This window comes from Curtobacterium sp. MCSS17_005 (genome assembly GCF_003234225.2).
Classification (GTDB): Bacteria; Actinomycetota; Actinomycetes; order Actinomycetales; family Microbacteriaceae; genus Curtobacterium; species Curtobacterium flaccumfaciens.
Genome location: NZ_CP126258.1, coordinates 2,705,896 through 2,723,039 on the forward strand (window position 1 = coordinate 2,705,896; position 17,144 = coordinate 2,723,039).

A 17,144-nucleotide genomic window follows, 5' to 3' on the forward strand; every position below is an offset into this window, starting at 1 on the left:
CGACACGACCGAACCGACGACAGGAGCAACCGTGACCAGCACCGACACCGCGACCGGCGAGGCGGAGGCGAGCCGTGCCTCCAGTCCGATGTACCGGCTGACGAACGTCAGCAAGACCTACAAGCAGAAGAACCGGACCGTCACCGCTCTGACGAACGTCCACCTGACGATCCCGCAGGGGCAACTCGTGGCCGTCCAGGGGCCGACCGGCGGCGGGAAGTCGACGCTGCTGCAGATGCTCGGAGCACTCGATCGGCCGAGCGCCGGCTCGATCCACCTCGGTGGCGACCGCGACGTGGCGAAGCTCGGCGACGGCGCGCTGACCGACCTGCGGGCGACCGAGATCGGCTTCGTGTTCCAGAGCTTCAACCTGATCCCGACGCTGACGGCTCTCGAGAACGTCGAGACGGCGTTCGCGGGGTCGCTCGCGAACCGGTCCCGGAGCGAGGTCCGGGAGCGCGCGGTCGCTGCCCTCCGTGAGGTCGGACTGGGCGAGCGGATGGAGCACCTGCCGGCCGAGCTGTCCGGCGGCCAGCAGCAGCGCGTGGCGATCGCCCGGGCGCTGGTGAAGAACCCGAGCGTGCTGCTCGCCGACGAGCCGACGGGTGCGCTCGACGAGTCGACCCGCGACGAGATCATGGCGCTCATCGAGAAGCAGTGGCGGGAGCGCGGCCTGACCGTCGTCATCGTCACGCACGACTCGTGGGTCGCGAAGCGTGCCGAGCGGCGCCTGCACATCAAGCAGGGGCAGGTCCGCGAGGTCTAGCGGCGCGGGCGGGCGGGGTGTCCGCGCGTCCGCCCGCGTTTCGCGCTCAGCGACAGTCCACGCCTCGAGGAGCGCGTGGACTGTCGCTCAGCGCGTGAAGACGCCGCCGCTCCCGCTACCCCGCCACCGGGTAGTCGCAGTACGCGAACCACGTCGAGTCGGGGGCCCACGGCGGCACGTTGACCGTCCCCTGCCCGCCGTCGAGGGCCACCAGGGTCTCGGGCTGGACCGCGATCCGGGCACCCCGGACGAGCGACCCCGGCAGCAGCCGGAGCTCCACGCGGTGGTCCGCCGGGTGGCCCTGCACGCCGGGCTCGTACGACAGGTAGAGCAGGTGTGCAGCGTCCGGTGACAGGTGCGGGAACCAGTTCACCCGGTCGTCGTTGGTCAGGCGGACGGGGCTGTCGTGCCCGGGCCAGCGCACGGCCAGCTGCGCGGTGCCGGGGGTGAACCGCTCGGTGTTCCAGAGCAGGATCCCGCCGGCCGGACTGATGGTGCAGCCGTCGTCGGGGTGCTCGTCCCGCGTGACGAACATCGGCTCGCCGGTCTCCGGGTCGACCATCGCGACGTCGGTCGTCCAGACGCCGTCCTCGGACAGCTCCCCCACGATCGCGGCGAGGGCGCTGCCGTCGGGGGCGATGCCGTGCAGGTAGAACTTCCGCCTGGTGGGCCGGGCCGCTGCGACGTCGGTGATCCGGGTCGCGGGGCCGCCCTCGGGCAGCGGGACGCGGTACAGCTCGCCGTCGCGGGCGCTCACCACGATGGAGCTGCCGGACGGGTCGAGCACGTGGTCGTTGTTGATCTCGTCGACGCCGTCCATCGGCACCGGCACGAGCGCGGTCTCGTCGAGGACTGTGCCGCTGTCCGCCGACGGCAGCCGCAGCAGCCAGAGGTCGCCGTCGCCGTTGAGCACGAGCGTCTCGGCGTCCAGGACGTTCGGTGCCTCGACGAGCACCGTGGCCGACTCGAACACGAGCCGCGAGGTGCGGGACTCGACGTCGTACACGTGCACGCGGCTGGTCTGTCCGGGCAGCAGCTGCCGCCCGCGGGTCTCGTCGCTCATGGTTCCATCCTGTCGGTCGTCGGGTGGTCGGGGTCGGTGGGGCGTCGGGTGGGGAACGGCAAAACACCGGTGTCCACGCTGCGCACCGCGTGATGCGGGGGCGTCGAGCGCGAACACCGGTGTCTTGCGGAAAGGCTCTGCCTACTTCACGGCACCCGCGGTCAGGCCGGCGACGAACTGGCGCTGGACCACGAGGAACGCGGCCACGACCGGGATCGACACGACGAGCGACGCCGCCATGACCTGGTTCCAGTACACGTTCGTCTGCGTCGAGTACTGCTGCAGACCGACCGCCAGGGTCGAACCGAGGCCGTTCGTCATGACCGAGGCGAAGAGGACCTCACCCCAGGCCGTCATGAACGAGTAGATCCCGACCGCCACCAGACCCGGGCGGGCCGACGGCAGGATGACCCGGAACAGCGCACCCATCGGGCCCGAACCGTCGACCATCGCGGCCTCGTCGAGTTCGCGCGGGATGGTCTCGAAGTACCCGGCCAGCATCCAGATCGAGAACGGCAGCGTGAAGGTCAGGTACGTGATGATCAGGCCGAGCCACGACCCGACGAGCTGGATGCCCAGGGTGTTGCCGAGGTTCGTGAAGATCAGGAACAGCGGCAGCAGGAACAGCACGCCGGGGAACATCTGCGTGGAGAGCACCGCGGTGGTGAAGGTGCTCTTGCCCTTGAAGTTCCAGCGCGAGACACCGTAGGCGGCGAACGTCGCGATGATCAGCGAGAACACCGTCGCCACTGTGCAGACCACGAGGGAGTTGATGAAGTACCGGCCGAGCGGCACCGTCGACCACATGTCGATGAACGGCTGGAAGGTGATCCTCGACGGGATCCACGTGAAGTTGTCCTGCACGTCGCCGAGGGGCTTGATGGCCGTGGTGATCATCACGTAGAGCGGTACGACCGTGAACAGCGTCAGGACGACCAGGGTGATGATCTTGAAGGACTTGGCGCCAGTTGTCTCACGCACGGACGGACCTCCGGTTGGTCACGGCGAGGTAGATGCCGGTGACGACGAGCAGGAAGAGCAGGAGCAGGACGCTCATCGCGGCACCGGAACCGAAGTTCCAGGTGATGAACGACGCGTTGTAGATGTGGAAGCTCAGCAGGTCCGCGGCGGGCGGCTGCGCGGTCGAGCCGAACAGCACGAACGGCGTGTTGAAGTCGTTGAACGTCCACAGGAACATCACGAGCACGAGCGTCACGTTGACCGGGCGAACCATCGGCAGCGTGATCGAGCGCCACTGGCGGAACGGCTTGGCGCCGTCGACCGAGGCGGCCTCGTACACGTCGTTGGGGACGGACTGCAGACCGGCCATGAGCATCAGGAACGCGAACGGCCAGGTCTTCCAGATCGCCACGACGACGACGGCGACGAAGGCGTTGTTGCCGATGAGCCAGAACGGGGCGTCCCCGCCGAAGAGACCGAGTTGGTCGACGAGCAGGTGGTTCAGGGCCCCCGAGTCCCGCTGGAACATGAACTTCCAGGTGATGACGCCGGCGTACATCGGCAGCGCGTAGGGCACGAGGAACAGGGTGCGGAAGAGCCCGCGTCCGGCGAACGGCTTCTGCAGCGCGACGGCTGCGGCCATGCCGAAGGTCCAGGAGAGCCCGACCACGAGGACCGTGAAGGCGCACGTGATGAGGAACGAGTTGAGGACCCCGCGGCCGATCGCCTGGTCGAAGTCGACGACGACCTGGTAGTTCCGGAACCCGGCGAAGGGCGCGGCACCCCAGTTCGCGATGAAGTACTTGGTGAGCTGGATGAACGAGATCCAGATGCCGGTGAGCATCGGGACGATGTGGATGAGCAGCTCGAACAGGATGGCCGGCGCGACGAGCGCGTAGGGCAGCCAGTGGGTCTTGCGCTTGCGACCTGGCGGACGGCCCGACATCGTCGGGGCCTTCGTGTGCGTCAGGTCGATGCGCTCCGAGTCGGGCAGGACCGTCGTGGACATCTGGTGGGGCCTTTCGGCAGGAGGGGCGTGCAGGTGCGGTCCGCGCGGGCCGTGGCAGCGGCCGGGAGGCGCGGGGTGCGTGGGGCGCCAGCCGCACGGTCGACGCGTGGTCGGCTCTGGGGCGTGTGCCTCACGGCCGACGGATGGTCGGCCCTGGAACGTCAGGGGCTGGAGGCCCGGGCGCGTCCGGCGGACGCGACCCGGGCCTCCAGGGTGGATCAACCGGCGGCCTGGGACACCTGGTCCTGGGCGGTCTGCAGTGCCGACTTGATGTCGGCCTCGGAGACCTTGGAACCGGTCGCGATCTTGGCGAACATGTCGTTCATCGCCTTGCCGACCGTGGACTCGAACTGGTCCTCGGCGGGCACGAGCGGGAGCGGCTTCGCCTTGTTGTTGTAGATGTCGAGGAACGTCTTCGTCTGCTCGTCCGTGACGGAGTCAGCAGCCTCGGCGAGCACCGGCAGGGCCGAGTACGGCTTGTCCAGCGTCGTCTGCGTGTCCATGCTCGTCATGTACTTGACGAACTTGAGCGCGCCGTCCTTGTTCTTCGTGTTCTTGAAGATCGACAGGTTGATGCCGGCCGGGAAGCTGGCGATCTGCTCGCCGCCCTCGGGAGCCGGCAGCGCCACGACGCCGTACTCGTCCGACTTCATCCCGAGGGACTCGATGGTCGCGTTGGCGTTGTTCTGGTTGAGGATGAACGCGGCCTTCTTCTTCGCGAAGTCCGTGGTGGACTGCGTCGCGTTGTCGTACTGCGCGTTCGACGGGTTGGCGACCTTCGAGTCCTGCATGAGGTCGAGGTAGCGCTTGATGCCGTCGACGTTGGCCTTCGAGGTGAAGGTCGGCTTGCCGTCCTTGTCGAACCACTCGCCACCGTTCTGCGCCGAGTTGATGAACGCGAAGTGCGAGTTCTCGGTGTACGAACCGCCCGCGAGGCTGAAGCCGTAGGTGTCACCCTTGGTCAGCTTCTCGGCGTCGGCGACCATCTCCTCCCACGTGGTGGGCGGGGTGATGCCGGCGTCCGACAGCATCTTCTTGTTGTAGTACAGGCCGTAGGCGAGGCCGTAGAGCGGGACGCTCGTGACCGTCTTGTCGGGCGCGCCACCGGTGGACAGGGCGACCTTGCCGAACTTGTCCTCACCGCCGATCGCCTTCATCTCGGCGTCACCGAACTCCTGGAAGGCGCCGGTGGCCTGGAGCGAGGTCGCCCAGGTGTTGCCGATGTTGACGACGTCCGGGCCCTGGCCCGAGGTGACGGCGGTCTGGATCTTGTTCTGCAGGTCGTTCCAGCCGATGACCTGGAGGTCGACCTTGATCCCGGTCTCCTTGGTGAACTTCTTGAGGACGGGGGTCAGCACCTCCTTGTCGTTCTGCAGGGACGTGCCCTGGTTGGACGCCCAGTAGGTGAGCGTCTTGGAGTCGCCGGAGTCGCCGGACGATCCGGAGGAGCAGGCTGCGAGGCCGGACACGGTGAGTGCGGCGGCCGCGGTGATGGCCAGTGCGCGGATGGCAGTGCGCATGACTCTCTACTTTCTCGTCGTTGAGATGGTGCAGGGGATGGTGCAGAGGTGGAGCTGGTGCTGCGGATGGTGCTGGTCGGGTGCTGCTGTGGGTTGCGGGCAGCGCCCCGGCGGTCAGGCCAGGGTGCGTTCCGCGGGGTCCCAGCCCTCGGGGAGGGTCGGGGAGGGCGACACGGTGCTCTCGACGAGCACCGCCTCGCCACGTTCTGCCGCCTCGGCGATGGAGACCATCACGTCGAGGACGTGGAAGGCGAGCGCACCGGGGACGCGGTTCTCGTCGCCGGCCCGCAGCGAGCGGGCCAGGTCGACCACGCCGGTGCCGCGCGAGTAGGTGGAGCCGACCGCGGGGATCGTCTCGGGCTCCTCGGAACCGAGGGCGTACAGCTCGGTGTCGCCGTCGAAGTTGTTCGGGTCGGGGAACACCACGGTGCCGGTCTCCCCCGCGATCTCCACGAAACCGGTGCGGCCGCGGTCGGACTCGAACGAGAAGACGCTCTGCGCGCTCCCGCCGTTCTCGAACTCGATCAGCGCGGAGTGGTTCGTCGGGACGTCCACCGGGAACTCGGTGCCGGCCTTCGGTCCGGAGCCGATGGTGCGGGTGGCGCGGGACTTCGACGCCGTCGCCGTGACCTTCTTCACCGGTCCGAACGTCTGGACGAGGGTGGTGATGTAGTACGGGCCGATGTCGAACAGCGGACCGGCACCGTACGCGAAGAGGAACTCGGGGCTCGGGTGCCACGACTCGGGTCCGGGGCTCTGGAAGAGCGTCAGGCCGTTCAGGGGCGTGCCGATGCGGCCGTCGCGGATGGTGCGGAGCGCGGTCTGCAGGCCGGCGCCGAGGAACGTGTCCGGGGCGACGCTGACGGTCTTGCCCGCGGCGGCCGCGGCGTCGCGGAGCTCCGCGGCGCTGGCACGGTCGAGGGCGTAGGGCTTCTCGCCCCAGACGTGCTTGCCGGCGGCCAGGGCCTGCAGCGCGACCCCGACGTGGGCGGCCGGGATCGTCAGGTTCACGACGATCTCGATGTCGTCGTCGGCCAGGAGCTCCTCGACGGTGCCCGATCCGGGAACGCCCCACTTCTCGGCCTGGGCGGCGGCGCGCGGCAGGTCGATGTCGGCGATGAAGCGGACCGTCACGTCGGGGAAGACAGTGAGGTTCGACAGGTACTGGTCCGAGATGACCCCGGCGCCGATGACGCCGACGCCGACCGGGCCGGTGCGGGTGCTGCTGTCGGTCGCCGTTGCGGCAGCGGTCGTGGTGTCGGTCATGCTCGGGCCCCCTCGAGGAACGTGTAGGAGTCGGCGACGGCCTGGAAGACGTCACCCTCGTGGTCGTCGAGCTCGACGACGTGCAGTGCGTCGGGCGCCGCGGCGATGATCTCGCGGATCGGCATGATGCCGTTGCCGACGGCGACCTGCTGCTTGTCGTCGTGCGAGCCGTCGCCGTCCTTGACGTGCAGGAACTGGACCTTCTCGCCGTACTTGCCGATGACCGCGACCGGGTCGTCCCCGCCGACCTGCACCCAGTAGGTGTCGAGCTCGAGCACGACGTCGTCGGACAGGGCGTCGGCGAAGACCTCGTAGGCGCTGACGCCGTCGATGCGGTTCGAGAACTCGAACGCGTGGTTGTGGTAGCCGAGCAGCAGGCCGTGGTCGGCGGCGCGCGGGGCGAGGGCGCTGAGTTCGCGGGCGATCGCCTCGACGTCCTCGCGGGTGGTCCAGCGGGACTCGTCGATGTGCGGGTCGATGAGGGTCCCGAAGCCGAGGGTGGTGGAGGCGTGGAAGATGCGCTCGAGGTCCTGCTCGCCGGCGTCCAGCAGACGGGCGTGGCCGCTCGGGGCGGCGAGGCCGGCGTCGCGGAGGGCGGCGGCGAGTTCGTCGGCGTTGTCGACGAAGCCGAAGGCCTCGACGTTCGTGTAGCCGATGTCGGCGATGCGCTGCAGGGTGCCGGGTAGATCAGCACTGAGGGCATCGCGGACCGTGTAGAGCTGGACCGAGAGCGGTTGGGTCACCAGGGGTTCTCCTCGTCGAGATGGTGCGGTCGTCACTGACCGGTCGTCACACTACGAGCACTTTTGTCGGCGGTCAAGCAGAAGTCCGAGGAATGTCGACGGACTTCATTGCGTGGCGCGAACGATGTGTGCTTCACTCCCCACATGGTCGACTTGAACCGGACGGCAGCGTCGCCTCCGGTCGGGACGAGCGAGCTCTTCCAGATCCTCCGCGACGGCGTGCCGCGCACCAGGGCCGAGCTCGCCGCACTGACAGGACTCGCACGCTCCACCATCGGCGTGCGCCTCGACTCCCTGATCGACATCGGGCTGGTCGGTGCCGTGGACACCGCTGTCTCCACCGGTGGCCGTCCGCCCGCCCAGGTGGCGCTGAAGCCCCGCGCCCGGCTGGTGATCGCGGCCGACCTCGGTGCCTCGCACGGTCGTGTCGCTGTCACCGACCTGGTCGCGGCACCGCTCGCCACCCGCGAGGCCCGGATCGACATCGCCGCCGGTCCGGTGCCGACGCTGTCCTGGCTCGTCGAGACGATCGACGACCTGCTCGCCGAGGTCGGGCGCAGCCGGCAGGACGTCATCGCGATCGGGATCGGCGTCCCCGGGCCCGTCGAGTTCTCCACGGGCCGCCCGGCCAACCCGCCGATCATGCCCGGTTGGGACGGCTTCGACGTGCCCTCGTGGCTCCGTCAGCACATCGCCGCCCACGTCCTGCTCGACAACGACGTCAACATCGCTGCCCTCGGTGAGCGGGAGCACGGCTGGCCGGACGTCGACCACCTGCTGTTCGTGAAGGTCGCCACCGGCATCGGGTCCGGCATCGTCTCCGAAGGTCGGCTCCAGCGTGGCGCCCAGGGCACCGCGGGTGACATCGGCCACGTGCGCGTCTCCCGCGCCGGCGACGTCCCCTGCCACTGCGGCAACACCGGCTGCCTGGAGGCCGTGGCCTCGGGTCCGGCGATCGCCCGCGCACTCCGCGCGAAGGGGCACGACGTGCACACGGGTGCGGACGTGATCGACCTGGTGAACCGGTCGGACCTCGACGCGATCTACGCCGTGCGACAGGCCGGGCGGGACATCGGCGAGGTCCTGGCGACCTGCATCTCGCTCATCAACCCGTCCGTCATCGCACTCGGCGGATCGATCACGCAGGCCGGTGAGCACCTGCTCGCCGGCGTCCGCGAGGTCGTCTACTCCCGCTCGATGCCCCTGGCCAGTGAGCACCTCGTCATCGTGCAGTCCCGCGCCGGGTCCCTCGCCGCGCTGCAGGGCGCCGCGGCCCTCGCCATCGGCTACGCACTCTCCCCCGCCGGGGTCGACGAGCTGGTCGCCTTCGCCGAGGGGCGCGAACTGGTCTCCTGACGCACACCGCCGGCCGTGTGAGCGCGTCGGTTTCGGTCTTGCCGGTGGTCGGGGGGACAATCGTCGGGTGACGATCGTGCAGCCGACCCTGTGGGGCGACCTGGACCCCGGTTTGGGCCCACGCGAGCCGGTACCCGGGCGTCGCGAAGCGGCGGGCGGGCCGAGCTCGTGGGGAGAGGCCCTTCCCGGGTCGTCCGCGCCGGCCCCGGCTGCGCGTGCCGCGTTCACCGCCCTGCGCGGCCACACCGAGCGCATCGTCGCGCACTCCTCGGACCGCGTCGCCTGGCTCCGCGCCCGCGCCATGGGCATCACCGCCACCGACGTCGCCCGGCTCGCCTCACTGCGCGCCGTCGAAGCCGTCGTCACCGAGAAGCGCTACGGCTCCCGGTTCTCCGGCAACGCGTTCACCGAGCACGGCAAGGACCGCGAACCGGTCATCGCCGCCTGGGTCGCCGCCACCCACGGCATCCAGCCCTCGGCACACCTGTTCCACGCCGCCGCGAACCGCGCCCACCTCGCCACCCCGGACGGCGTCGGGGTCGACGAGTCGTCCCGCGTGGTGCTCGCCGAGATCAAGACCACCGGCAAGGCCTGGCGGAGCATCCCCCGGCACTACCTCCGGCAGATCTGGTGGCAGCAGTACGTGCTCGGCGCCGACCGCACCCTGTTCGTCTGGGAACGGCACGACGGGTTCGTGCCGGTCGCCGACGAACCCGAGTGCCGCTGGGTCGACCGCGACGACGACCAGATCCGCGGGCTGGTGCAGCTCGCCGACCTGGTGCTCGACAAGCTGCGTGGGTTCCGCTCCTAGACCGTGCGCTGGACCGCCACCAGCTAGACCTTCACCAGCCGCAACCGGCTCATCCCCACGACGAGGATGCCGAGCAGCGTGATCGAGACCGCAATCCCGACCACGTAGATCGCGACGACGCCGTAGCCCTGCGCCGGATCGAGGAACGGGTACGGCACCCACCCGTCGGTCGCGCCGCGGACGAGCACCACGGTGGTCCAGACCGCCGGGTAGAGCAGGAACCACCACACGTGGCGGAGCAGCAGCCGTGCGCGGTCCGAGAACAGCAACCAGTCGAGCACCGCGTACACCGGGATGATCTTGTGCACGATGTCGTTCGACCACGGCACCGAGGCCGACACGTTCGCGCCCGTGAGCAGCGTGTTGTACACGATGCCCGTCGTCGCGATGTACACCGTCGCGGCGCCACGGAGCACCGAGACGGCGAGGTCCGCCCGCTTGCGACGGGCCGCGGCGACGAGCGTCACCGCGAGGGCCACGGCGATGATCAGGTTCGACTGGATCGTGAAGTAGCCGAAGAAGTTCCAGAACGAGTAGGTCGGGGTCTGCGAGCTCTCGAGCCACTGCGCCACGACCGCGACGACGATGGCGATGACGGCGATCAGTCGGAGCGAGTTCACGAGGGTGCGCACGGCTCCACGGTATCGGCACACGGCGACGACGTGCAGGAAGGGCCCGCACCGTTGCCGGTGCGGGCCCTTCCATGGGTCGGAGGACCCGTGAGTCAGTGGACTCAGATGCTGTTGACGTCCAGCGGGATGCCGGGGCCGAAGGTCGTCGAGACGGCGCCCTTCATGACGTAACGGCCCTTCGAGGACGACGGCTTGAGGCGGTTGATCTCCTCGAGCGCGGTCGAGATGTTCTCGTCGAGCTGCTCCGGCGTGAACGAGGCCTTGCCGACGACGAAGTGCACGTTGGCGTGCTTGTCGACGCGGAACTCGATCTTGCCGCCCTTGATGTCGTTGACGGCCTGCGCCACGTTCGGGGTCACGGTGCCGGTCTTCGGGTTCGGCATGAGGCCACGCGGGCCGAGCACCTTACCGAGACGACCGACCTTGCCCATGAGCTCCGGGGTCGAGACTGCGGAGTCGAACGAGGTGTAACCCTCGGCGACCTTCGCGATGAGCTCGTCGCCACCGACCTCGTCGGCGCCGGCGGCGATGGCGGCCTCAGCAGCCGCACCCGTCGCGAAGACGATGACGCGGGCGGTCTTGCCCGTGCCGTGCGGCAGGATGACCGTGCCGCGGACCATCTGGTCGGCCTTGCGGGGGTCCACGCCGAGCTTCAGCGCGACCTCGACCGTGGAGTCGGTCTTCGAGGAACCGGTCTCCTTGGCCAGGGCGACGGCCTCGGTCGGGGTGTAGAACTTGTCGGCCTCGATCTTCGCGGCCGCGGCCTGGTAGGCCTTGGACTTCTTCGCCATGGTGGTCTCCTTGCGAGATACGTGGTTGGCGAGCCGGCGAGGCTCTCCCACGGAAAGGTGTCTGGTGGTGGGCCGGAGCCCGATCGGTGCTTAGGCCTCGACCGTGATGCCCATCGAGCGTGCGGTGCCGGCGATGATCTTCGCGGCCTGCTCGATGTCGTTGGCGTTCAGGTCGGCCTGCTTGGTCTCGGCGATCTGACGGACCTGGTCCATCGAGATCTTCGCGACCTTGACCGTGTGCGGGGTCGAGGACCCCTTCTGCACACCAGCAGCCTTCTTGATGAGCTCAGCGGCCGGCGGGGTCTTCAGGACGAACGTGAACGAACGGTCCTCGTAGACGGTGATCTCGACCGGCACGACGTTGCCACGCTGCGACTCGGTCGCCGCGTTGTACGCCTTGCAGAACTCCATGATGTTGACGCCGTGCTGACCGAGCGCCGGACCGATCGGGGGGGCCGGGTTGGCGGCTCCCGCGTTGATCTGCAGCTTGATCAGGCCCGTGACCTTCTTCTTCGGTGCCATGACTTGTCTTCCTCCTGGAATCGAACACACGGGGATCCGTGCACTCTCCCGCTGGTCCGGCCGTTCCGGACAGCGGTGAAGGCCCGCTCGCACGAGGCGCGCGGGCCCAAACCCGTTCAGTGTAGTCGATCGCGGTGATCGCTACAGCTGGATGGTCGCTAGAGCTTGGTGACCTGGTCGAAGCTGAGCTCGACCGGGGTCTCGCGCTCGAACAGCGAGACGAGGACGGTGAGCTTGCCGCTCTCCGGCTTGATCTCGGAGATCGAACCCGGCAGGCCCGCGAACGAGCCTTCCTTGATGGTGATCGTCTCGCCGATCTCGAAGTCGACCTCGGCTGCGGGCTGTGCCTGCAGCCCGCTGCCCTTCGCGCCACCCTTGGTCGGGGCGGCCTCGGCGACCTGCACGAGGGACTTGAGCATGCCGAACGCCTCGTCGAAACGGAGCGGCGTCGGGTTGTGCGCGTTGCCGACGAAGCCGGTGACGCCCGGGGTGTGCCGGACGACGGACCACGAGTCCTCGTTGAGGTCCATGCGGACGAGCACGTACGAGGGGATCCGGACGCGGGTGACCAGCTTGCGCTGCCCGTTCTTGATCTCGACGACGTCCTCCATCGGGACCTCGACCTGGTAGATGTAGTCCTCCATCGACATCGAGACCATGCGGTTCTCGATGTTCGACTTCACGCGGCGCTCGAAGCCCGCGTAGGAGTGGATGACGTACCACTTGCCCGGCTTCATCCGCAGCTCGGCCTTGAAGGCCTCGTACGGGTCGACCTCGGCGGGCTCGTCGTCCTCGTCCTCGGCGTCGAGTGCCTCGTCGGCGGCGAGCGTCTCGTTCGCCTCGGCGGCGGTCTCGGACTCGAGCTCGACTTCTTCCTCGTCCTCGACGGCCTCGACGGCGGCCTCGGCCTCGTCAGCGGAGTCGATCTCGAGGGCGTCGTCCACGACGGCGTCGGCCTCGGGGTCGCGGGCTTCCTGCAGGGCCGTCAGTGCTTCGTCGAGGCCGGCGTCGACGGTGCCGTCGTCGGGCTCGGAGCTGAGGCCGAGGGACTCGTCGTCGTCGCCCTCGATCGAGATCGCACGCTCTTCAGCGGACTCGACGGAGCGTCCTTCGCCGGTCTCGACGTCGCCTTCCTGGTTCTCCTCGACCTCGGAGGACTGCTCGGCAGCCGTCGCGAGGTCGATGTCATCGCGGGAGTTGTCAGACACAGTCGATTCTTTCCGTTCGGTGGTTCGGGTCGGGGTGGCGTTCGTTCATGGTCACGAGCGACGCCGTCACGATCGACGCCGTCTCGGGCGACCGTACTCCTCGGAACGACCGCACACGGCAGTCGACGTCGGGGTCAGGCCGTGGGCCCGTTGCCGAAGACGTACCCGACGCCGAGACCGAACACGAAGTCGAGGATCGACACCAGGATCATCATGACGACGACGAACACGAGCACGACGCCCGTGTAGCTGAAGAGTTCCTTGCGGGTCGGCGTCACGACCTTGCGCAGTTCGCCGATCACCTGGCGGATGAAGAGCACGATGGCAGCGATGGGCCCGCGGCGCTCGGCCCGGTCCTGCTTCGCCTTGGCGACGACGTCGTCCGCCGTCGTCTCCATGTCTTTGCTCGCCAACTTCTACCCTTCCAGAGTTGCAGGGCGGACAGGACTCGAACCTGCAACCTGCGGTTTTGGAGACCGCTGCTCTACCAATTGAGCCACCGCCCTTCGGACACGGTTCGTCACCGATCCGCGTTCCGGTGGACGAGTCTACGGGAGTCCGTCACACGGTGTCCACTTGGCCCCTTCCACGGCGTGCCGCGCCGGTAGGCTGGGCCCGTGAGCACCGCAGCCCCAGGCCCCGAGTCCACCGCCCACGTGTCCGTCGACACCCTCGCCACCGCGCCGGCCGATCGTCCGCGCATCGCGTCCCGCATCGCGGCCATCGCCGAGTCCGCGACGCTCAAGGTCGACGCGAAGGCCAAGGCACTCAAGGCCGCCGGCCGTCCGGTGATCTCGTTCGCCGCCGGCGAGCCCGACTTCGCGACCCCGCAGCACGTGGTCGACGCGGCCGTCGCTGCCGCGCAGGACCCGAAGAACCACCGCTACACGCCCGCGACCGGCCTGCCCGAACTCAAGCAGGCCATCGCCGACAAGACCGCCCGGGTGTCCGGCGTCACCGTCGAGCCGTCGCAGGTCATCGTCACGAACGGTGGCAAGCAGGCGGTCTACCAGGCGTTCCAGACCATCGTCGACGCCGGTGACGAGGTCCTGCTGCCCGCGCCGTACTGGACCACCTACCCCGAGGCCATCCGGCTGGCCGGCGGCGAGCCCGTCGAGGTCTTCGCCGGCAGCGACCAGGACTACCTGGTGACGGTCGAGCAGCTCGAGGCCGCCCGCACCCCGGCGACCAAGGCGCTGCTGTTCTGCTCGCCGTCGAACCCCACGGGCGCCGTGTACTCCGCCGAGCAGACCCGGGCCATCGGCGAGTGGGCGCTCGAGCACGGCATCTGGGTGATCAGCGACGAGATCTACCAGGACCTGGTCTACGACGGGGTCCGCTTCGCCGGCATCCTGGCGGAGGTCCCCGCCCTCGCCGACACCACGATCCTGGTGAACGGCGTCGCGAAGACCTACGCGATGACCGGCTGGCGCGTCGGGTGGTTCATCGGCCCGGCCGACGCCGTCAAGGCCGCGTCGAACCTGCAGTCGCATCTGTCGTCGAACGTCTCGAACGTGTCGCAGCGCGCCGCGATCGCCGCCCTCACCGGTCCGCAGGAGCCCGTCGCCGCCATGCGCGAGGCCTTCGACCGCCGGCGGAAGGCCATCGTCGACGGCCTCAACGCGATCCCGGGCTTCCGCACGCCGACCCCGCAGGGCGCCTTCTACGTCTACCCGGACGTCACCGCACTGCTCGGTCGCGAGTGGGCCGGCACCACCCCGACGACCACGCTCGAGCTGGCAGACCTGATCCTCGAGCACGCCGAGGTCGCGGTCGTGCCGGGTGAGGCCTTCGGCCCCTCCGGCTACCTGCGCCTGTCGTACGCGCTGGGCGACGACGACATCGCCGAGGGCGTCGCCAGACTGGCGAAGTTCTTCGCGTAGACGCTGCGCCCACGACACCCCGCGGAACGCAGAACGGGCCACCTCGTCGAGGTGGCCCGTTCTGCGTGCCGGGAGGCCCGTGGTGCGTCGTGCTCGTCCGTCCCGTCGCGCGGACGATCAGCCGAGCAGGTCCCCCACCACGACGGGTTCCGGGACGAGCGAGACACCGAAGCGGTTCAGGACGGTCACCTGCACGAACCGTGCGAGCTCGGCCACCTGCGCCGCCGTCGCCCCGCCGCGGTTCGTGAGCGCGAGGGTGTGCTTGGACGAGATCGCGGCGCGGGAGCCCGGCACCGCGTACCCGCGGTGCACGCCGGCGTGCTCGATGAGCCACGCGGCACTGAGCTTGACGTCGTCGCCCGCGGGCCAGCGGGGCGCATCCGTCGGCAGGGTCTCGGCGAACGCCGGCGAGACGATCGGGTTGGTGAAGAACGACCCGGCGCTCCAGGTGTCGTGGTCGTCCCCGTCGAGCACCATGCCCTTCGAGCCGCGCAGCCGCAGGACCTCGTCGCGGACGGTCGTGGGCGGCACGAGCGCACCGAGCTCGACCCCGAGCGAACCGGCGAGCTGCGCGTACTGCACGGGCACACCGCGCTCCCCCACGATCCCGAGTCGGAACTCGACCGTCAGCACGACACCGCGCCGACCGTGCTTGAGGATCGACGTGCGGTAGCCGAGCGCCAGCTCGGCTGCCGGGAGCCACGCGCGCTCCCCCGTGGCCGCATCGAGGAACTCGACGCGGGTGAGCACGTCGGCGAGTTCGACCCCGTAGGCGCCGATGTTCTGCACCGGGGACGCACCGACGGTGCCCGGGATGCCGCTGAGGGCCTCCAGGCCGGTCCAGCCGTTCGCGACGGTCGTGGCGACGAACGGGTCCCACGGTTCCCCCGCGGCGACGCGGACGGTGACGCCGTCGGCGTCGCGGTCGGCGTCGACGCCCGTCGTCCGGACCAGCACGACGGTGCCGTCGAAGCCCTGGTCGGCGACCAGCAGGTTGCTGCCGCCGCCGAGGACGAACCACTCGTGGTCGTCGAAGGCGTCGAGCGCGTGGGCGACGAGCTCGTCGGTCGTCTCCGCCGTGAGCAGCCGGGTGGCGGCCCCGCCGACGCGGAGCGTCGTCAGGTCGGCCAGCACCGGCTCGGACACGATCAGCGGAACACCACCGTGACCTGCGCCTTGCCGAGCACGGTCTGCCCGGCGGCGGTCACGGTGAGGTCGATGCGCTTCGGCCGGCCGTCCTCGTCGACGGTGCCGACCTTCGCGACGATGCCGACGGTGGCACCCTGCTCCGGGTCGACGACGACGGGGCGCGTGAAGCGGACGCCGTAGCCCGCGACCCAGCCGCTGTCACCGAGCCACTCGGCGACCGGCTGCACCGCGATGCCCATCGTGAGCATGCCGTGGGCGAGGACACCGGGCAGGCCGACCGAGGCGGCGACGTCGTCGCGGTAGTGGATCGGGTTGAAGTCGCCGGAGGCGCCGGCGTACCGGACGAGCGAGTCGCGCGTGATGTGCACGTCACGCTCGGCGACGACGGTGCCGACCTCGAGCGCGGTGGCGGGTGCGGCGGTCATGCGTCGTCTCCTCGGACCACGAGGGTGGAGGTCGCCGTGACGACGTGCTCCCCCTCGGCGTCGTTCATGGTGCTCTGGGCGGTGACCATCGCGTTGCCGCCGAGGGTCTTCACGCTGGTGACCGTCAGGGTCGCGGTGAGCTCGTCACCGGCGACGATCGGCCGGTCGTAGGTGAAGGACTGCTCGCCGTGGACGACGCGGGAGAAGTCGATGCCGGCGTCGGGCTCGTTCAGGAGCTGCGCGAGCGTGGCCTCCTGCACGACGACGGCGAACGTCGGGGGTGCGACCACGTCGTCGTACCCGGCGGCACGTGCTGCGTCCGGATCGTGGTGGACGGGGTTGGTCGCGAAGACCGCACGCGAGAACTCGCGCACCTTCTCGCGGCCGACCAGGTAGGGCTGGGCCGGCGGGAACGTCCTGCCGACGAGCTCGGGGTTCACTGACACCACGGCAGTCTACCGAGGCCCGTCCGGGGGCCTGTGATCCATGAGAACGCATCAGCTAGACTGTCTGAGACCGATTCGGGGGAATCGGGGCGTGCCGTACGGCACGGGTTCGTTCGGGACGGGGAGGGCCGATGGACACCACGACGGAGTTCGCCGTGCACACGGGAGACCGGTGCACCGCCATGGAGGTCGCGGCTGCTGCGCTGCGCCGCACGGGCCACCACGTCGAGTCGACGGGTGGCACGATGACCGCGACGGCGGGCAGCCGGACGCTCACCATCCTGCTCGGTGCGCTCGTGCAGCCGGCCCGGGAGTACCGCCGGTACGAGCTGTCGACCGTCGTGGACGGTGCCACCACCACGATCACCCTGCGCCGGGCCGGGCACGGCACGGCCGTGTCGGGCGGCAGCATCGGAGCGAACCGGCGACGGGCCGCCTGGCAGCAGGTCACCGCCGCGGTCGAGGACGCGTTCCGTGCGGCCGGGGTGCTCGCGACGCGGACAGACACCGGCTCCCACCGCACGCAGTAGGCGGCCGGACGGCCTCCGGCGGGTGGCCGCGCGGCGCACCGCCACGGGGGCGGTCACCGAGGAC

19 protein-coding genes and 1 tRNA gene are annotated in these 17,144 nt (G+C 69.6%); 5 read left to right on the forward strand and 15 right to left on the reverse strand.

The window, feature by feature from the left end:
- Positions 1 to 88: 88 nt before the first annotated feature.
- A complete protein-coding gene (locus DEJ20_RS12835) occupies positions 89 to 766 on the forward strand; it encodes an ABC transporter ATP-binding protein (protein WP_027466375.1) in 678 nt (225 codons plus the stop codon).
- A 115-nt stretch (positions 767 to 881) separates the two neighbouring features.
- Here DEJ20_RS12835 and DEJ20_RS12840 read toward each other — a convergent pair whose 3' ends face one another.
- The 6 genes from DEJ20_RS12840 to DEJ20_RS12865 all read right to left on the reverse strand — a co-directional run bounded on the left by DEJ20_RS12840 (position 882) and on the right by DEJ20_RS12865 (position 7,327).
- Positions 882 to 1,829 (reverse strand): TolB family protein, encoded by a 948-nt coding sequence (locus DEJ20_RS12840; RefSeq protein ID WP_111235599.1) that lies wholly within the window; start codon positions 1,827 to 1,829, stop codon positions 882 to 884.
- Positions 1,830 to 1,970: 141 nt separating this feature from the next.
- Positions 1,971 to 2,810, reverse strand: coding sequence for a carbohydrate ABC transporter permease (locus tag DEJ20_RS12845; RefSeq protein ID WP_017888647.1), 840 nt, complete (start codon positions 2,808 to 2,810; stop codon positions 1,971 to 1,973).
- Positions 2,803 to 3,798 (reverse strand): carbohydrate ABC transporter permease, encoded by a 996-nt coding sequence (locus DEJ20_RS12850; RefSeq protein ID WP_110893048.1) that lies wholly within the window; start codon positions 3,796 to 3,798, stop codon positions 2,803 to 2,805. The genes DEJ20_RS12845 and DEJ20_RS12850 overlap by 8 nt, the downstream gene beginning before the upstream one ends.
- A gap of 218 nt (positions 3,799 to 4,016) precedes the next feature.
- A complete protein-coding gene (locus DEJ20_RS12855) occupies positions 4,017 to 5,318 on the reverse strand; it encodes an ABC transporter substrate-binding protein (RefSeq protein WP_111235600.1) in 1,302 nt (433 codons plus the stop codon).
- Positions 5,319 to 5,432: 114 nt separating this feature from the next.
- A complete protein-coding gene (locus DEJ20_RS12860; RefSeq protein ID WP_111235601.1) occupies positions 5,433 to 6,584 on the reverse strand; it encodes a Gfo/Idh/MocA family protein in 1,152 nt (383 codons plus the stop codon).
- Positions 6,581 to 7,327 (reverse strand): sugar phosphate isomerase/epimerase family protein, encoded by a 747-nt coding sequence (locus tag DEJ20_RS12865; RefSeq protein WP_111235602.1) that lies wholly within the window; start codon positions 7,325 to 7,327, stop codon positions 6,581 to 6,583. The genes DEJ20_RS12860 and DEJ20_RS12865 overlap by 4 nt, the downstream gene beginning before the upstream one ends.
- 144 nt (positions 7,328 to 7,471) lie before the next feature.
- On the opposite strand from DEJ20_RS12865, the gene DEJ20_RS12870 reads away from it, so the two are divergent.
- Together DEJ20_RS12870 and DEJ20_RS12875 are read left to right on the forward strand one after the other, a co-directional pair.
- Positions 7,472 to 8,683 carry an ROK family transcriptional regulator gene (locus DEJ20_RS12870; protein WP_110863395.1) on the forward strand — a complete coding sequence of 404 codons (1,212 nt, stop codon included), beginning with the start codon at positions 7,472 to 7,474 and terminating at the stop codon, positions 8,681 to 8,683.
- A 67-nt stretch (positions 8,684 to 8,750) separates the two neighbouring features.
- On the forward strand, positions 8,751 to 9,494 hold the full coding sequence (locus DEJ20_RS12875; RefSeq protein WP_111235603.1) for a YqaJ viral recombinase family protein: 744 nt from the start codon (positions 8,751 to 8,753) through the stop codon (positions 9,492 to 9,494).
- 23 nt (positions 9,495 to 9,517) lie between these two features.
- Here DEJ20_RS12875 and DEJ20_RS12880 read toward each other — a convergent pair whose 3' ends face one another.
- From DEJ20_RS12880 to DEJ20_RS12905, 6 genes are all read right to left on the reverse strand, one after another.
- Positions 9,518 to 10,126, reverse strand: coding sequence for a Pr6Pr family membrane protein (locus DEJ20_RS12880; RefSeq protein ID WP_071406320.1), 609 nt, complete (start codon positions 10,124 to 10,126; stop codon positions 9,518 to 9,520).
- A 101-nt stretch (positions 10,127 to 10,227) separates the two neighbouring features.
- Positions 10,228 to 10,917: a 50S ribosomal protein L1 gene (gene rplA, locus DEJ20_RS12885; protein WP_017888639.1), complete on the reverse strand. Its 690-nt coding sequence runs from the start codon at positions 10,915 to 10,917 to the stop codon at positions 10,228 to 10,230.
- A 90-nt stretch (positions 10,918 to 11,007) separates the two neighbouring features.
- Positions 11,008 to 11,439 (reverse strand): 50S ribosomal protein L11, encoded by a 432-nt coding sequence (gene rplK / locus DEJ20_RS12890; RefSeq protein ID WP_017888638.1) that lies wholly within the window; start codon positions 11,437 to 11,439, stop codon positions 11,008 to 11,010.
- Positions 11,440 to 11,597: 158 nt separating this feature from the next.
- Positions 11,598 to 12,647, reverse strand: a complete 1,050-nt coding sequence (gene nusG / locus DEJ20_RS12895; RefSeq protein ID WP_110861538.1) for a transcription termination/antitermination protein NusG — start codon at positions 12,645 to 12,647, stop codon at positions 11,598 to 11,600.
- Between the two features lie 134 nt (positions 12,648 to 12,781).
- Positions 12,782 to 13,045: a preprotein translocase subunit SecE gene (gene secE, locus DEJ20_RS12900; RefSeq protein WP_371830607.1), complete on the reverse strand. Its 264-nt coding sequence runs from the start codon at positions 13,043 to 13,045 to the stop codon at positions 12,782 to 12,784.
- A 35-nt stretch (positions 13,046 to 13,080) separates the two neighbouring features.
- Positions 13,081 to 13,153, reverse strand: a tRNA-Trp gene (locus DEJ20_RS12905).
- A 150-nt stretch (positions 13,154 to 13,303) separates the two neighbouring features.
- Here DEJ20_RS12905 and DEJ20_RS12910 point away from each other — a divergent pair.
- Entirely contained in the window at positions 13,304 to 14,530 is a 1,227-nt protein-coding gene (locus tag DEJ20_RS12910; protein WP_071406318.1) for a pyridoxal phosphate-dependent aminotransferase, read from the forward strand.
- 117 nt (positions 14,531 to 14,647) lie between these two features.
- Here DEJ20_RS12910 and DEJ20_RS12915 read toward each other — a convergent pair whose 3' ends face one another.
- Genes DEJ20_RS12915 through DEJ20_RS12925 form a run of 3 tightly spaced genes read right to left on the reverse strand, consistent with a single transcriptional unit; the run spans position 14,648 to position 16,550 of the window.
- A complete protein-coding gene (locus DEJ20_RS12915; protein ID WP_111235604.1) occupies positions 14,648 to 15,676 on the reverse strand; it encodes a UDP-N-acetylmuramate dehydrogenase in 1,029 nt (342 codons plus the stop codon).
- A gap of 2 nt (positions 15,677 to 15,678) precedes the next feature.
- On the reverse strand, positions 15,679 to 16,104 hold the full coding sequence (locus DEJ20_RS12920; RefSeq protein ID WP_027466539.1) for a MaoC/PaaZ C-terminal domain-containing protein: 426 nt from the start codon (positions 16,102 to 16,104) through the stop codon (positions 15,679 to 15,681).
- Positions 16,101 to 16,550, reverse strand: a complete 450-nt coding sequence (locus DEJ20_RS12925; protein WP_084741396.1) for a MaoC family dehydratase N-terminal domain-containing protein — start codon at positions 16,548 to 16,550, stop codon at positions 16,101 to 16,103. The genes DEJ20_RS12920 and DEJ20_RS12925 overlap by 4 nt, the downstream gene beginning before the upstream one ends.
- Positions 16,551 to 16,681: 131 nt before the next feature.
- Here DEJ20_RS12925 and DEJ20_RS12930 point away from each other — a divergent pair, with 131 nt between their 5' ends.
- On the forward strand, positions 16,682 to 17,080 hold the full coding sequence (locus tag DEJ20_RS12930; protein WP_071406316.1) for a hypothetical protein: 399 nt from the start codon (positions 16,682 to 16,684) through the stop codon (positions 17,078 to 17,080).
- Positions 17,081 to 17,144: the final 64 nt, after the last annotated feature.

What these genes read in the sequence shown, in the direction of transcription:
- DEJ20_RS12835 (WP_027466375.1), top strand. Translation starts at nt 89, where the DNA reads ATGTACCGGCTGACGAACGTCAGCAAGACCTACAAGCAGAAGAACCGG.
- DEJ20_RS12840 (WP_111235599.1), bottom strand. Translation starts at nt 1,829, where the DNA reads ATGAGCGACGAGACCCGCGGGCGGCAGCTGCTGCCCGGACAGACCAGC.
- DEJ20_RS12860 (WP_111235601.1), bottom strand. Translation starts at nt 6,584, where the DNA reads ATGACCGACACCACGACCGCTGCCGCAACGGCGACCGACAGCAGCACC.
- DEJ20_RS12870 (WP_110863395.1), top strand. Translation starts at nt 7,472, where the DNA reads ATGGTCGACTTGAACCGGACGGCAGCGTCGCCTCCGGTCGGGACGAGC.
- rplK (WP_017888638.1), bottom strand. Translation starts at nt 11,439, where the DNA reads ATGGCACCGAAGAAGAAGGTCACGGGCCTGATCAAGCTGCAGATCAAC.
- DEJ20_RS12930 (WP_071406316.1), top strand. Translation starts at nt 16,682, where the DNA reads ATGGACACCACGACGGAGTTCGCCGTGCACACGGGAGACCGGTGCACC.
- secE (WP_371830607.1), bottom strand. Translation starts at nt 13,045, where the DNA reads ATGGAGACGACGGCGGACGACGTCGTCGCCAAGGCGAAGCAGGACCGG.
- DEJ20_RS12850 (WP_110893048.1), bottom strand. Translation starts at nt 3,798, where the DNA reads ATGTCCACGACGGTCCTGCCCGACTCGGAGCGCATCGACCTGACGCAC.
- DEJ20_RS12855 (WP_111235600.1), bottom strand. Translation starts at nt 5,318, where the DNA reads ATGCGCACTGCCATCCGCGCACTGGCCATCACCGCGGCCGCCGCACTC.
- DEJ20_RS12920 (WP_027466539.1), bottom strand. Translation starts at nt 16,104, where the DNA reads ATGACCGCCGCACCCGCCACCGCGCTCGAGGTCGGCACCGTCGTCGCC.
- rplA (WP_017888639.1), bottom strand. Translation starts at nt 10,917, where the DNA reads ATGGCGAAGAAGTCCAAGGCCTACCAGGCCGCGGCCGCGAAGATCGAG.